The sequence below is a fragment of the Selenomonas sp. oral taxon 920 genome, from assembly GCF_001717585.1.
GTDB lineage: Bacteria > Bacillota > Negativicutes > Selenomonadales > Selenomonadaceae > Centipeda.
This window is the reverse complement of sequence record NZ_CP017042.1, coordinates 998,662-1,012,500: the sequence shown is the minus strand read 5'-3', so window position 1 is coordinate 1,012,500 and position 13,839 is coordinate 998,662. Positions and strand designations below refer to the sequence as shown.

17 protein-coding genes and 5 tRNA genes (1 of these 22 only partly in view) are annotated in these 13,839 nt (G+C 55.2%); 13 read left to right on the top strand and 9 right to left on the bottom strand.

Annotated features, from left to right (window positions below):
* Together BCS37_RS04740 and BCS37_RS04735 are read left to right on the top strand one after the other, a co-directional pair.
* Window positions 1–402, top strand: partial view of a thiamine diphosphokinase gene (locus BCS37_RS04740; protein ID WP_069180392.1) — the 3' portion only. It extends 336 nt beyond the left edge of the window; only the last 402 of its 738 coding nucleotides appear in the window; its start codon lies beyond the left edge, outside the window; the stop codon is at window positions 400–402.
* 12 nt (window positions 403–414) lie between these two features.
* Entirely contained in the window at window positions 415–1,197 is a 783-nt protein-coding gene (locus BCS37_RS04735) for a tRNA 2-thiocytidine biosynthesis TtcA family protein (RefSeq protein ID WP_069180391.1), read from the top strand.
* Window positions 1,198–1,268: 71 nt separating this feature from the next.
* Here BCS37_RS04735 and BCS37_RS04730 read toward each other — a convergent pair whose 3' ends face one another.
* From BCS37_RS04730 to BCS37_RS04700, 7 genes are all read right to left on the bottom strand, one after another.
* Window positions 1,269–2,774 carry an IMP dehydrogenase gene (locus BCS37_RS04730; protein ID WP_069180390.1) on the bottom strand — a complete coding sequence of 502 codons (1,506 nt, stop codon included), beginning with the start codon at window positions 2,772–2,774 and terminating at the stop codon, window positions 1,269–1,271.
* Between the two features lie 190 nt (window positions 2,775–2,964).
* A tRNA-Leu gene (locus tag BCS37_RS04725) sits at window positions 2,965–3,051 on the bottom strand.
* A 51-nt stretch (window positions 3,052–3,102) separates the two neighbouring features.
* Window positions 3,103–3,501, bottom strand: a complete 399-nt coding sequence (locus BCS37_RS04720) for a (deoxy)nucleoside triphosphate pyrophosphohydrolase (protein WP_069180389.1) — start codon at window positions 3,499–3,501, stop codon at window positions 3,103–3,105.
* A 3-nt stretch (window positions 3,502–3,504) separates the two neighbouring features.
* Window positions 3,505–4,485 carry an NAD(P)H-dependent glycerol-3-phosphate dehydrogenase gene (locus BCS37_RS04715; RefSeq protein ID WP_069180388.1) on the bottom strand — a complete coding sequence of 327 codons (981 nt, stop codon included), beginning with the start codon at window positions 4,483–4,485 and terminating at the stop codon, window positions 3,505–3,507.
* A complete protein-coding gene (locus BCS37_RS04710; RefSeq protein ID WP_069180387.1) occupies window positions 4,482–5,216 on the bottom strand; it encodes a tRNA threonylcarbamoyladenosine dehydratase in 735 nt (244 codons plus the stop codon). Before BCS37_RS04710 ends, BCS37_RS04715 begins: the two co-directional genes overlap by 4 nt.
* 90 nt (window positions 5,217–5,306) lie before the next feature.
* Window positions 5,307–5,723: a universal stress protein gene (locus BCS37_RS04705; RefSeq protein ID WP_069180386.1), complete on the bottom strand. Its 417-nt coding sequence runs from the start codon at window positions 5,721–5,723 to the stop codon at window positions 5,307–5,309.
* A 20-nt stretch (window positions 5,724–5,743) separates the two neighbouring features.
* Window positions 5,744–6,217: a universal stress protein gene (locus tag BCS37_RS04700; RefSeq protein WP_069180385.1), complete on the bottom strand. Its 474-nt coding sequence runs from the start codon at window positions 6,215–6,217 to the stop codon at window positions 5,744–5,746.
* Between the two features lie 158 nt (window positions 6,218–6,375).
* On the opposite strand from BCS37_RS04700, the gene ilvA reads away from it, so the two are divergent.
* The 5 genes from ilvA to BCS37_RS04675 all read left to right on the top strand — a co-directional run bounded on the left by ilvA (window position 6,376) and on the right by BCS37_RS04675 (window position 8,915).
* Window positions 6,376–7,623 carry a threonine ammonia-lyase gene (ilvA, locus tag BCS37_RS04695; protein WP_069180384.1) on the top strand — a complete coding sequence of 416 codons (1,248 nt, stop codon included), beginning with the start codon at window positions 6,376–6,378 and terminating at the stop codon, window positions 7,621–7,623.
* A 24-nt stretch (window positions 7,624–7,647) separates the two neighbouring features.
* Complete coding sequence (locus BCS37_RS04690) at window positions 7,648–7,959, top strand: ArsR/SmtB family transcription factor (RefSeq protein WP_069180383.1); 312 nt, start codon at window positions 7,648–7,650, stop codon at window positions 7,957–7,959.
* Window positions 7,960–7,983: 24 nt separating this feature from the next.
* Window positions 7,984–8,718, top strand: a complete 735-nt coding sequence (locus BCS37_RS04685) for a C40 family peptidase (protein ID WP_069180382.1) — start codon at window positions 7,984–7,986, stop codon at window positions 8,716–8,718.
* Between the two features lie 42 nt (window positions 8,719–8,760).
* Window positions 8,761–8,837 (top strand) — tRNA-Pro (locus BCS37_RS04680).
* 2 nt (window positions 8,838–8,839) lie between these two features.
* Window positions 8,840–8,915 (top strand) — tRNA-Arg (locus BCS37_RS04675).
* A gap of 105 nt (window positions 8,916–9,020) precedes the next feature.
* On the opposite strand, the gene BCS37_RS04670 is transcribed toward BCS37_RS04675, so the two are convergent.
* Together BCS37_RS04670 and rfbB are read right to left on the bottom strand one after the other, a co-directional pair.
* Window positions 9,021–9,096: transfer RNA gene (locus tag BCS37_RS04670), tRNA-Ala, on the bottom strand.
* Window positions 9,097–9,189: 93 nt separating this feature from the next.
* Window positions 9,190–10,197, bottom strand: a complete 1,008-nt coding sequence (gene rfbB / locus BCS37_RS04665; protein WP_069180381.1) for a dTDP-glucose 4,6-dehydratase — start codon at window positions 10,195–10,197, stop codon at window positions 9,190–9,192.
* Window positions 10,198–10,311: 114 nt separating this feature from the next.
* Between rfbB and BCS37_RS04660 the strand changes: the two genes are divergently transcribed.
* The 6 genes from BCS37_RS04660 to BCS37_RS04635 all read left to right on the top strand — a co-directional run bounded on the left by BCS37_RS04660 (window position 10,312) and on the right by BCS37_RS04635 (window position 13,821).
* Complete coding sequence (locus BCS37_RS04660; RefSeq protein ID WP_069180380.1) at window positions 10,312–11,829, top strand: Y-family DNA polymerase; 1,518 nt, start codon at window positions 10,312–10,314, stop codon at window positions 11,827–11,829.
* A gap of 15 nt (window positions 11,830–11,844) precedes the next feature.
* Complete coding sequence (locus tag BCS37_RS04655) at window positions 11,845–12,051, top strand: hypothetical protein (protein WP_069180379.1); 207 nt, start codon at window positions 11,845–11,847, stop codon at window positions 12,049–12,051.
* Between the two features lie 36 nt (window positions 12,052–12,087).
* Window positions 12,088–12,164, top strand: a tRNA-Pro gene (locus BCS37_RS04650).
* Window positions 12,165–12,230: 66 nt separating this feature from the next.
* Window positions 12,231–12,788: a DNA-3-methyladenine glycosylase I gene (locus tag BCS37_RS04645; protein ID WP_069180378.1), complete on the top strand. Its 558-nt coding sequence runs from the start codon at window positions 12,231–12,233 to the stop codon at window positions 12,786–12,788.
* On the top strand, window positions 12,785–13,492 hold the full coding sequence (locus BCS37_RS04640; RefSeq protein ID WP_069180377.1) for an AzlC family ABC transporter permease: 708 nt from the start codon (window positions 12,785–12,787) through the stop codon (window positions 13,490–13,492). Before BCS37_RS04645 ends, BCS37_RS04640 begins: the two co-directional genes overlap by 4 nt.
* Window positions 13,489–13,821, top strand: coding sequence for a branched-chain amino acid transporter permease (locus BCS37_RS04635; RefSeq protein WP_069180376.1), 333 nt, complete (start codon window positions 13,489–13,491; stop codon window positions 13,819–13,821). The genes BCS37_RS04640 and BCS37_RS04635 overlap by 4 nt, the downstream gene beginning before the upstream one ends.
* Window positions 13,822–13,839 lie beyond the last annotated feature (18 nt).

Genomic DNA, 13,839 nt, shown 5'->3' with positions numbered 1-13,839 from the left:
CTCCATATTGCTGCGGAACGTTTTGCTCGGCCGCTCATCATCCTAACGGGAGCATTTGGCGGGCGGCTTGACCATCTCATGAGCACTGCCGCCGTCGCCGCGCACGCCGACATCTCCTGCGTACTTGCGGACGAGTGCGAAACACTTTTCTATCTCCATGCAGGTGAATCGCTCACCGTGACCTGCGACACGCCCCCGCGTGCCATCTCCCTCCTCCCCTTTACGGAGGAATGTACGGGCGTAACAACGCATGGTCTGTATTGGGAACTGCGGGATGCGTGCATCACAAATCGTGCATCACTTGCAATCAGCAACGTCCTCGCACGCGAAAACACAAAAAAAACGTTTGCCGTCTCCATCAAGAGCGGCGTTCTCGGTGTCTATCTCTGCCATAAAGAATAAAGGAAGTTTTCATTGAACATCAACATCCCACAGTCCTATTTCAGCAAGCTCATGCGAGCTGTCGTGGAGTTCGAACTGATTGAGCAGGGCGACCGCATTCTCATCGGCGTATCAGGCGGCAAGGACAGCATCTTTCTCACCTACGCCCTCGCCATCCTGCGTGAACGTCTCAAAAAGGACTTTACCATCGCAGCATTCACTGTCAACCCACAGTTTGACACGCCCCTCAATACCGATGCAATTGCATCATTCTGCAAAAGTCTCGATGTCCCCTACGGTGTTGTGGATGTCGATATCGCAGGCGCGATTGCGGAGCAGGACGACAAAAGCCCCTGCTTCACCTGCGCGTTTTTCCGGCGCGGCGCAGTCAATCGCTATGCCGTGGAGCACAAAATGAATAAGGTCGCCTACGCGCATCATCATGACGATGCTGTGGAGACCTTCCTCATGAGTTTATTCTACTCGGGGCAGCTGAACACGTTCCGTCCCAAAACCTATCTCGATAAGACGGACATCACCGTCATCCGCCCCCTCGTCTACTTCCGCGAGCAGGAAATCACCGACGCGATCCAATACCACGGCTTCACGCCGATCCCCTCCCCCTGCCCCCACAACGGCAACACCACGCGTCAGACTGTCAAGGAGCTGATCGAAACGCTCGGCAGGGATAATCCGAACCTCTACAACCACCTCGCTGCGGGGATGCGTGAGGGCGCACTTGGCGAGCTTTGGCCCGCAAGCAAGACTCGCAAAGAGATGGAGCGCACCTACCGCGCATTTATGGCGAAGGGGTAGCACTTCTCGCGCTCAGACAACATCAAAAGAGCCGAACGATGAAGTTGTTTCACTTCGCCGTTCGGCTTTTTTCAATCACGTCCAAGCTTGTCGCGCAGGATGACATCGTGTGCGCCGCCCTCGACGATGCTGGTCGAGGAGACGAGGGTGAGCTTCGCCTTGTCGCGGAACTCGGGCAGGTTGAGTGCGCCGCAGTTGCACATGGTGGAGCGAATCTTGGAGAGGGTCGTCTCGACATTTTCCTTCAGAGGACCCGCATAGGGAACATAGGAATCTACGCCCTCCTCGAAGGACAGTTTCTTATTGCCGCCGAGGTCATAACGCTGCCAGTTGCGCGCACGATTTGAACCCTCGCCCCAATACTCCTTGTAGTATGTGCCGTTCACCATGACGCGATCCGTCGGGCTCTCATCGAAACGCGAGAAGTAGCGTCCGAGCATAAGGAAATCCGCCCCCATCGCAAGTGCGAGCGTCATGTGGTAGTCGTAGACAATGCCGCCATCGGAGCAGATGGGGATGTAGATGCCCGTTTCCTTGAAGTATTTATCACGCTCAGCGCACACGTCGATGAGTGCAGTCGCCTGTCCGCGCCCAATGCCTTTCGTCTCACGCGTGATGCAGATCGAACCGCCGCCGATGCCGACTTTGATGAAGTCCGCCCCCGCATTCGCAAGGAAGCGGAACCCCTCGCCGTCGACAACATTGCCCGCACCAACCTTTACACTGTCGCCGAACTCCTCACGGATGTGCTGAATTGTCAGGCGCTGCCACTCGGAGAACCCCTCAGAAGAGTCAATGCAGAGGACATCCACGCCCGCCGCAATCAACGCCGGAACACGCTCGGCATAGTCGCGCGTGTTGATGCCGGCACCAACAATATAACTCTTATTGCTGTCGGTCAACTCGAGCTCATTCTCCTTGTTGTCGGTGTAATCCTTGCGGAATACCATGTAGCGTAAGCGCTGATTCTTGTCGATGAGCGGCAGCATATTCAGCTTGCGCTCCCAGATGAGATCGTTCGCCTGTGTGAGTGTTGTCGCATCCGCATCCGCCCAGACAAGTTTTTCAAACGGAGTCATGAACGTAGCGACCTCCGTATCAAGGGACATCCGCGATACACGATAGTCACGACTCGTCACGATGCCGACGAGTTTCCCATTTGCGGAACCATCCTCCGTAACCGCCATCGTAGAGTGCCCCGTCTTGGCAAGAAGGTCAAGCACACCGCCAAGAGTCGTGTTGGGACTGATGTTGGAATCGCTGCTGACAAACCCGGACTTGTAGTTTTTTACGCGGGAGACCATCGCAGCCTCCTCCTCGATGGACTGCGAACCATAGATGAAGGATACTCCGCCCTGCTTAGCGAGGGCAATCGCCATCGTATCATTGGATACTGCCTGCATAATCGCGGAGGTCAGCGGTATGTTCATCGTGAGCGCCGACTCCTCATCGCGATGAAATTTGACCAGCGGCGTACGCAATGAGACATTTGCAGGGAAGCACTCCGTCGAGGAGTAGCCCGGAACGAGCAGATACTCTCCAAATGTGTGTGATGGCTCGGTGTAATAATGCGCCAAGAGAATCCTTCCTTTCTCGTAGTTCAGTCCGAAATATTGTTGTTTAATATACGCGCTTCCATCCGCCGTGTCAAGGCATCGGAAAACAATATATGCCGCTGTTGTGAAATTTCCCGGTTTTGTCAAAAAATCCCTAAGAGTATCACGTTCACTCTTAGGGAAATCAATGCCCTTACGGGATCATATACGGTGGTGCCGAAGGCCGGGGTCGAACCGGCACGTTGTCGCCAACGGCAGATTTTGAGTCTGCTGCGTCTGCCAATTCCGCCACTTCGGCATGGGTCAATTCGTTTCGTATTATAGCACTCTGGCAGTAGACTTGTCAACGTCAGCACAGATCGCGCTCAAGCTTACGGATAAGTTCCATATCTGCCTCGAACCACGGCACGGAGTAGAGTTCTGCTCGCCCAAGCCAACGCCCCGCTGAGTGCACGCTTAGCTGCGGCTCTCCCGCAACGTGGCGGCATACATAGAGACGCATATTCATATGGTACTCCGGATAGTCGTGATCGACGATGCCAAGCAGTCGCTCCACGGCGATATCGACCCCAAGTTCCTCATGGATTTCACGCACAAGCGCCTCCTCGTCTGTCTCGCCCTGCTCAACCTTGCCGCCCGCAAATTCCCATGTTCCCGCGTAGGCGCCGTATCCGCGGCACGCGCCGAACACTTTGCCGTCACGAAGGATTGCGCCCGCAACGACATCAATATGTTTTCGTTCACTCATACCTTATTCCTTCTCGCTCTTCGCTCTGCGCATAAAAAGCTGTGTCAGCTGCGCATGCGGGTCTTTTCCCTGTGTGACAATTTCATAAACGGTTGCGGAGATTGGCAGGTCGACACCATGCTCCTCTGAGAGCGCCATCAATGCTTCTGCCGTATAGACGCCCTCAGCGATCTTGTGAAAGTCTCCCGCTGTGCCGCGTACAACTGCCTCACCATAACGTCGATTGTTGCTGTATGGAGAAAAGAGGGTTGCCTCGTAGTCACCTAGGTGCGAGAGCCCATAGATCGTCTCCCCATCTCCCCCCATTGCACGCACGAGGCGTACGAGTTCCCGTGTGCCGCGCGCCATAAGAGCCCCCTTTAGACTGCCGTAGCCGAGGCCATCGAGCATCCCTGCGGCAAGCCCAACGACGTTCTTTGCCGCCGCTCCGACCTCTGTTCCGAGCAGATCCTCTCCATAGTAAAAGCGGATGAGCGGGCTGCCGAGCTCCCCTACAAGATGATGCAGAGCCTCCCTGTCCTCGCCCGCAAGCACCATGCAGTTCGGAATCCCACGTACGAAGTCCTGTACATGCCCGGGACCGACCCAGACGACGGGTTTCACATCCGCCCCCAATTCCTTGTGCACAACGGTTGTAAGCCTCGTTCCAGTGCCAATCTCCAGCCCCTTCATACAGAGAATGATCTGCCGCTGTGCAAGTTCCTTCCCCAATCCCTGCGCACAGAGATCGCGGAGAAAGGAACGCAGTGCCTGTGCATGAATGGAGATAATGACAACCTCTGCTGTTCGAACTGCGACACCCAAATCATCGGTCAGATGAATCGCATCGGGCAGCGTCAAAAATTCATTTGTTCGTGACGTACGCAGTTCTGCCAGATGCACAGACCCCGCACGCCCCCAGAGAGTAACCGTATGACCCACGCGCGCAGCATACCACGCATGAAAGGAACCCCAGCGTCCGCACCCCAATACAGATATGTTCATGAAGATACCTCCACTCGTAGGTTCAAGAGATCACGAATCACAGCTCCTGCCATAATGAGTCCTGCGACAGATGGGACAAAGGACACACTTGCAGGCACCGCATTCCGCCCTGCAATGGGCATCTCGCTTACTGCCTCCGGTGTGCGTGGGCGCTCGCGCGAACAGACGACCCTCAAATGCGGAATGCCCAGCTCCTTTAGCTTCTTCCGCAGAATGCGCGCGATTGGGTCCCCCTTCGTACGATAGATATCCATGACCGCAAAGAGTGTCGGGTCGAGTTTATTCGCCGCGCCCATACTTGCAATCAGTGGAATCCCGTGCCGATGGCACTGTACGGCGAGATCAATTTTTGCCGTCACCGTATCTACAGCGTCCAATACATAGTCATAATGCTCTGGAAAGAACGTATTCGCATCCTCTGGCGAATAGAAGGCGCGAATCTCACGAACCTCGCAGGCGGGATTGATGGAGTGAATACGCCGCGCCATTGTCTCCGTCTTGAACGCACCGACCGTCTCTGTCAGCGCATGGATCTGACGATTGATATTCGTTGCATCGATCACGTCATGATCGACAAGCGTCAGTCTTCCAACGCCCGCGCGTGCCAGTGCCTCTGCTGCATACGAACCGACACCGCCAATGCCGAACACTGCTATGGAGCACCTGCCAAGATGTTCCACGCCCGCACTGCCCAACAGCATCTCCGTCCGCGCGAAACGCCGATCGCTCATTTTACTGCCTTTCCACATCCATGCACGTCAAAGAGCTGCTGCATATATTCGCAGCAGCTCCTTTCCAACAAAATTATACTGATATGCCCCTTATTTGACCACGAGCACAGGGCACTTCGACTGCTCTACAACATACTGACTGACGCTGCCGAGCAGTACCCCCTTCACGACGCCGAGACCGCGGCTGCCCATGACAATGAGGTCAATGTCGTTCGACTCCGCAAAGTCAAGGATGACCACCGCCGGCGAGCCCGTATCCGAGAATGACTCCTTCTCAACGCCTGCCGGAACCATTTCAAGCGCGCGGTCAAGGATGACATTCCCCGCCTTCGTCACGGAGTCGAGAATCGCATCCGAGAGCACGGCATTGATCGCGAGCTGATTGATGTTTGCAACATAGAGGAAATTCAGCTTCGCTCCACATGTTTCGGCAAGCATGACTGCCTTTTCAATCGCGCGGTCGGCCCCCTCAGAGCCATCCACCGGTACTAAAATATTCTTCATCATGGCAGTTCCTCCTCACTTCTCTAAAGAACGTGAACATTATTACTTGATTTGGCGCGCCCTGCGACCATAACGCTGGAATGCGCGTACTCCAAGACGGTCTGCGTGACACTCCCAAGAAAGATTCCACTCATGCGGGATAATTTGCGCCCGCCTATGACGACAAGATCTACATCCATCTCATCGATGAAGTGCAAAATCTCATCCGCTGGTACGCCTGCACGATGGTGACGCTCATATGCGACATCCGCAGGCAGAAGTTCCTCCGCTACGGAAAAAATCTCCTGTGCCTCCTCTGCCGCAGGACGTACAATGCTCTCTGGCAGCCACGGCACATCGCCCTCATCCGTACTCTCATCGAACGGTGACACATAGATGAAGTACACCGTCGCATGCATAATGCGAGCAAATTCTCCCGCCAGACGGACGGCGCACAGTGACTCCTGCGAGCCATCGACAGGGATAAGGACACGCGCATATTTAGCACCGTAAGCCATCGCACACCTCCCGTCCCGCCTCGTTTGTTGTATTTATTCGCTAAATTCTGTCAAACTCCTTCTTTATTCCGACGATTATTCCGGAAAATAAATTGACGCGCCCCATCGAAAATGATAGACTGACTCTACATATAAAGGAATTTGGGAGGCAATGAATTATGGGAGAAGAGCAGACGGGGCAAACGGATGAGGAAGTTGTCGCTGCAACCGGTATTTCAGACATCTATGCCGCAGCTAAACGCCTCGAGGGCATTGTACGAAAGACGCCGCTGGTCTACAGTGAGTTTTTCTCTGAGCTCTCTGGCAACGCGACCTATCTGAAACTCGAAAATCTCCAGACAACTGGTGCATTCAAACTGCGCGGCGCATACAATCGCATCTCCATGCTCACAGAGGAGGAGAAGGCGCGCGGCGTTATCACCGCCTCGGCAGGTAATCACGCGCAGGGCGTCGCCTACGCCTCACAGAAACTCGGTGTAAACGCCGTGATCTGCATGCCCGCAACAACGCCGATTCTCAAGGTCGAGGCGACGCGTGCACTCGGTGCAACGGTCATACTCCACGGCAACGGCTTTGACGATGCCTATGCACACAGCCTCGAACTGCAGGAAGAAAAGGGGTACGTCTACATTCATCCGTTCAATGACCGCGATGTCCTCGTCGGACAGGGCACCATCGCCCTCGAAGTCATCGACGCGCTCAAGGATGTGGATGCAATCCTCGTTCCCGTCGGCGGTGGCGGACTTGCCTCGGGCATTGCGCTCGCGGTGAAGCTCGTCAACCCGCAGGTGAAGGTCATCGGCGTCGAGCCGGAAAATGCTGCCTGCATGAAGGCGGCACTCTCTTGCGGGCGCACGATCACACTCCCCTCTGCCGATACCGTTGCCGACGGCTGTGCCGTTCGCACGGCGGGAAAACTCACGCTCGAATTCTGCCGCCGCTACCTGGATGAGATCATCACCGTCTCTGAGATGGAGATCATGAGCGCTCTGCTCTCACTGATCGAGAAGCACAAACTCATCGCCGAGGGAGCGGGCGTCCTCTCACTCGCCGCGCTGCAAAAACTGCACATGAAGGACAAAAAAATTGCCGTGCTTGTCAGCGGCGGCAACATCGATATCTCCACCATTTCGGCGCTCATCTCAAAGGCGCTCATCTCGCGCGGCAGGGTGTTCCGCTTCTCCGTGCAGCTCCCTGACAAACCAGGACAGCTGCTCACCGTTGCGCAGATCCTCACCGAGCAGGACGCAAATGTCATTCGCCTCGATCACGACCAGACAATGGTAACAGACAGCTTCCAGAAGGTGCAGCTCACCGTTACCGTTGAGGCACATGGGCAAGAGCACATCGACCGCATCGTCGCCGCACTTGCTTCGAACGGATTTGAAATCAACAAGATTTACTGACCAGCAGAAAGGATATTCCAGCGTATGACTGCCGCCCCACTGAAATGTATCGATCAGGATACGGCACAACACCTTGCCGACCTCTTTAAGACCCTCGGCGATCCCACCCGCATCAAGATTCTCTCCCTGCTCGCAGCAGCAGAGGAGCTGCGCGTCTATGACATTGCGGACGGTCTGGATATGGGCCAGTCCGCCATCTCCCATCAGCTGCGCGTCCTCCGCAGTGCCCGTCTCGTCAAGTTTCGCCGTGACGGCAAGGAGGTACTCTACTCGATTGATGACGATCATGTGCTGAAACTGCTCAGTCAGGGTCTCGAGCACGTACAGCACGCATAAAATGAACTGAAAGGATGTTGTTTTATGAAACGCCGCATCTTCCTTTGCACCAGCATCGCCCTGCTCCTCGCTGCGGGCACGGCCTTCGCCTCGCCCACCCTGCGCGAGGGTTCGCAGGGGAATGAGGTGCGTGTCCTCCAGCAGGCACTCCAAAACGCAGGTTATAAGATCAAGAGTGCGGACGGCATCTTTGGCAAGGATACAGAACGCGCTGTTGCCGAGTTCCAGCGCGACCACAAGATCAAGATCACGGGCATAGTCACAAACGCCACGTGGCGTGCACTCAAAAACCTTCCTGCCAAGAGCACGTGGGGTATTAACGTGCCGCCGCCTGCCAATAACGGGAAACAACCGCTTGCGCCGAACGGCAAGCCCATTCTGCCCGCGAGCAAGGTCTCCGATGTCATCAAGACGGCGAAGTCATACATAGGCACGCCCTATGTTTTTGGCGGAACAACGCCGAAGGGCTTTGACTGCTCCGGTTACCTCCAATACGTGTTCCAGAAACATGGAATCACGATCCCTCGCACAGCCGATGAGCAATATAAGCTTGGTCTCAGGACAAAGAGCACAAAAGAGCTTGTGCCCGGTGATCTCGTCTTTTTCGAAACATATGAAAAGGGTGCGTCCCACTGCGGTATCTACCTCGGCAAGGGCGAATTCATCCACGCCTCCACGAGCAAGGGCGTGCGTGTCGATGCGCTCGCAAACGACTACTGGAAGCCGCGTTTCCTCGGCGGTAAGCACATCGTGAAATAAAAATTGACTTTTCCCCAGCCGCTCATTATAATAGGGCGATATCGGGATGTAGCGCAGTTTGGTAGCGCATCTGGTTTGGGACCAGAGGGTCGCAGGTTCGAATCCTGTCATCCCGACCATTGCACCTGTAGCTCAGTTGGATAGAGCAACGGCCTTCTAAGCCGTGGGTCGAGGGTTCGAATCCCCCAGGCGCACCATCGGAAATTACCGTATCGCGGGAAGCGATACGGTTTTTTGTTGCTTTGCCGCATTTGGGGCAAAAAAAAGATGTGAGATCTGACTCTCACATCTGCGTTTCGATATGGTGGAGACAAGGGGGATCGAACCCCTGACCTCTTGCATGCCATGCAAGCGCTCTCCCAGCTGAGCTATGCCCCCGCGCGTTTCGCGCTGACAAAGGGTAGTATAGCGAAAAGCACATGCCTTGTCAAGACTGAATTTTCAGTGCACAGATCAGATAATATGGTGCTCTCACCCCTCTTCGTTGCGCTTCTCGTAAGCGCCGCTCAGGATGTCCGCCCACCATGATTCATGTGTCTGATACCACGCAATTGTACGTTGAATGCCGTCGTCAAATTTCGTTGAGGGCTTCCAGCCAAGTTCGCGCCCGATCTTCGTCGGATCGATTGCATAGCGGCGGTCGTGTCCTTTGCGGTCGGTGACGTAGGAAATCTGATCCTCCCCCTTGCCAAGTGCCGCAAGAATCGTACGGACAACTTCGATGTTCGAGCGTTCGTTGTGACCGCCGACGTTATAAACCTCCCCATTTGTACCATACCGTATAATCGCATCAATCGCGGCACAGTGATCGTCAACGTGCAGCCAGTCACGGACATTCAGCCCATCGCCGTAGACGGGCAGCTTCTCCCCCTGCATCGCACGGATCACCATAAGAGGAATGAGCTTCTCAGGGAACTGGAACGCACCGTAGTTGTTCGAGCAGCGCGAGATAGTGACAGGCACGTCGTAGGTGCGCGCATACGCCTGTACGATGAGATCGGCAGATGCCTTCGACGAGGAGTAAGGACTCGACGCATGGAGCGGCGTCTCCTCGGTAAAGAGAAGATCGGGGCGGTCGAGCGGCAGATCGCCGTAAACCTCGTCCGTCGATACCTGATGATAGCGCCGAGTTCCATACTTGCGACAAGCATCAAGCAGCACACTCGTCCCAATGACATTCGTCTGCAGAAAAATCTCCGGATTTTCGATGGAGCGATCCACATGGGACTCCGCCGCAAAGTTGACAACGATGTCCGGCTGTTCGCGTTCAAAGAGTGCATAAACCGCCGCACGGTCTGCGATATCACCGCGCACAAACGAGAACTGCGGATGCTTCCGCGCCGCGTCGAGCGTCGCCAGATTCCCCGCATAGGTCAACACATCATAACAAACGATGGTATCCTCTGGATGTTCGCGCAGTTCATAGTAGACAAAATTTGCACCGATAAAGCCCGCGCCGCCCGTGACAATAATCTTCATATATTCCGCTCCTTTTCTTTTTCTTTAAAAATGATTCGACATCGCTTCTATTTTTCCTTTTTCGTTTACAAATAACAAACATTCGTGCTATACTGTTGGGCGGGAGGGATGGAAATGAAGGCGCGGACATATATTGCGATTGATCTCAAAGCGTTCTATGCCTCGGTTGAATGTATGGAGCGCGGGCTGAATCCGCTGACCGCACACCTTGTTGTTGCAGATGAGAGCCGCACAAGCAAAACCATCTGTCTCGCAGTCTCCCCTGCACTCAAAGCACATGGCATCGGCGGGCGCCCGCGCCTCTTCGAAGTCATCCGCGCTGTGGAGCAGGCGAATGCACGGCGAACATACCGCGCCCCCCAACGCATACTCACAGGAGAGACGCGGGATGCGGCGGAGCTTGCGGCACATCCGGAACTCGCCATTGCCTATCATATTGCTCCCCCGCGCATGGCGCTCTACATGGACTACAGTATGCGCATCTACGAGATTTATCTGCGCCACGTTGCACCCGCGGACATCCATATCTACTCCATCGACGAGGTCTTCATTGACGCGACGAGTTATCTTGATACAGAGGACATCTCTGCGCATGACTTTGCCATGCGTCTCATCCGCGAAGTACTGCGGGAAACGGGGGTCACAGCGACGGCAGGGATTGGAACAAACCTCTACCTTGCAAAGGTCGCGATGGACATTGTGGCAAAGCGCATGCCGCCCGACGCAGACGGCGTACGCATTGCACAGCTGGACGAGATGAGCTATCGGCAGAGGCTCTGGACGCATCGCCCGCTCACGGACTTTTGGCGCATTGGCAAGGGCTACGCCAAGAGACTCGAGGAGCACGGACTCTATACAATGGGCGATATCGCACGCTGCTCGCTCGGCGGAGCAAATGCACGGCACAGTGAGGATCTCCTCTATCGCCTCTTCGGTGTGCAGGCGGAGCTGCTGATCGATCACGCGTGGGGCTTTGAGTCCGTGTGCATGGCCGACATCAAAGGCTACCGCCCGAAGTCGCGCAGCACGCATATGGGGCAGGTGCTGCAAAATCCCTACACCGCACAAAAAGCCCGCCTGGTTGTCTGGGAGATGGCAGACACACTCTCTATCGATCTCGCCGAGAAGCGGCTCACAAGCGACCGGCTGGAACTAACCGTCGGTTATGACGTCGAGTGCCTGAGCCGCCCCGAAATACGCGAACGCTATCACGGACGCATTCGCACGGATCGCTATGGGCGCCGTGTCCCGTGGCCGGCGCACGGCAGGGTTCTCATCGAACGCGGAGCGACAACACGGTGGATCATGAACGCATTGACGGGACTCTATGATGAGATCGTAAATCCCACGCTTCTCATCCGCCGGCTCACCGTCTCCGCACATCATCTGATGACACAGGAGCAGTGCGCCTCCGCTTCTGAGCAGATGAGCCTCTTCGGAGAGGCGGAAGCGGCACAGAGCATTCTATCCTCTGCCGAAAAAGCTGCGCAGACAAAGGAACAGGCCCTGCAGGAGGCAATCATCGCCATCAAGAAAATGTATGGAAAGAACGCCATCCTGCGCGGATCAAATTTCATCGACGGCGCAACGGCACGTCTGCGCAATACACAGATCGGCGGACACAAAGCATAACGAAGGGAGAAGATCATGCAGCGAAAAATTGAGGACTACGCGGATATCATTCATCTGCCGCGCCCCATCTCAAAGACACATCCTCCCATGTCCCTGCGTGACCGCGCAGGTCAGTTCGCCCCCTTCTCTGCGCTCACCGGACTCCATGCCGCCGCAGACCGCACAGAGGGTGAAAAAGCGGCACAACACGAAGAATACGGTCCACCCGAGCACACTGCTTGACAAAAGGCCCGCAGGTCGTTACAATACTCTCAATATCGGGATGTAGCTCAGCTTGGTAGAGCGCATCGTTCGGGACGATGAGGCCGCAGGTTCGAATCCTGTCATCCCGACCATTTTATTGACGATGAGCCGGAGCCCTTCGGGGATGCCGGCATTTTTATATTGGGGAGGCCTTTGGTATGGAAAATGAATGCAGGCGGTGCAGCTGGGTCAAGCTAAACGACCCCATCTATGTGAAATACCATGATGAGGAGTGGGGCGTTCCGCTCCACGATGACCGTGCACTCTACGAGCTCTTTATTCTCGAAACCTTTCAAGCGGGTCTCTCATGGGCAACGATCCTGCACAAGCGCGAAAACTTCCGCCGCGCCTACGAGGGATTTATTCCTGAGCGTGTCGCGGCATTTGATGACGCAAAGGTCGAGGAACTGATGCAGGATGCAGGGATTGTTCGCAACCGCCGCAAGATCGAAGCGAGCATTGTGAACAGCCGCATCTTCCTTGAGATTGTAAAAGAATACGGCTCGTTCGACTGCTATATCTGGGGCTTTACGGACGGAAAGCCCGTACGAGAGAGCTGTGAGCTGCGCACAACCTCGCCGCTCTCGGACAAGGTGTCAAAGGATCTCAAAAAACGCGGCATGGCGTTTGTTGGCTCAACCTGCATCTACTCAACACTCCAAGCCATCGGTGTCCTTGCCGCGCATACGGATGAATGCGATTGGAGCAAGGCATGAGGTGTACCGATCCACGCCTCGCCGCGCTGCGTGCGGCCTTCCCCTTCACCGTCCCCATTCTCGCAGGCTTTCTCTTTCTTGGGCTTACCTACGGCATCTATACAAATGTCTCGGGCTTCTCGTTCTGGTACCCGATGGCGATGAGTGCGATCATCTTCGGCGGCTCACTTGAGTTCATCGCGACGGCACTTCTGCTGAGTCCGTTTGCTCCTCTTCAGACCTTCCTGCTCGCGCTGATGGTGCAGGGGCGACACATCTTCTACGGCATCTCCATGTTCGAGAAATATCGCGGCATGGGCTGGAAAAAGCCCTACCTCATCTACGGTATGTGTGATGAGTCGTTCTCCATCAATTACACGACAAAGATTCCTCATGGGATTGATTCAGGCTGGTTCATGTTCTTTGTTACCCTGCTGAACCAGCTTTACTGGGTCGCAGGTGCAACCATCGGCGGACTGGTCGGCACAAGTCTCCCGATCAATACAACAGGTATTGAGTTCGCAATGACAGCACTTTTCGTCGTCATCTTTATCGAGCAATGGCTTAACGATCCGCAGCACTATACAGGAATCCTTGGACTTGCAGCTGCAGGCATTGCACTTGCCGTCTTTGGGCGTGACGCTTTTATGCTCCCGACCATGTTCATCATTCTCGCGGGATGCCTTGGACTGCGGCCCTTCATCAAAGGGAGAGAGACGGCATGACGTTCACTGAGCAATGTATCACCATCGGGCTCTGTGCACTTGCGAGTGTACTCACGCGCGCCCTCCCCTTTCTTCTCCTCTCGGAGAAGAAGCCGACACCGCCCATTGTCCGCTATCTCGGCAACGTACTCCCCGCCGCCGTCTTTGGGATGCTCGTCGTCTACTGCCTCAAAGATACGTCCTTTCTCAGCGGAAATCACGGACTGCCGGAGATCACAGGAGTCATCGTGACTGCCGCACTCCATCTGCGGTTTCGTCAGATGCTGCTCTCCATCGGGGGAGGAACAATGATTTACATGATTTTGATCCAATACATATTCATCCCATAAAAAAACTCCCCTCCTGGG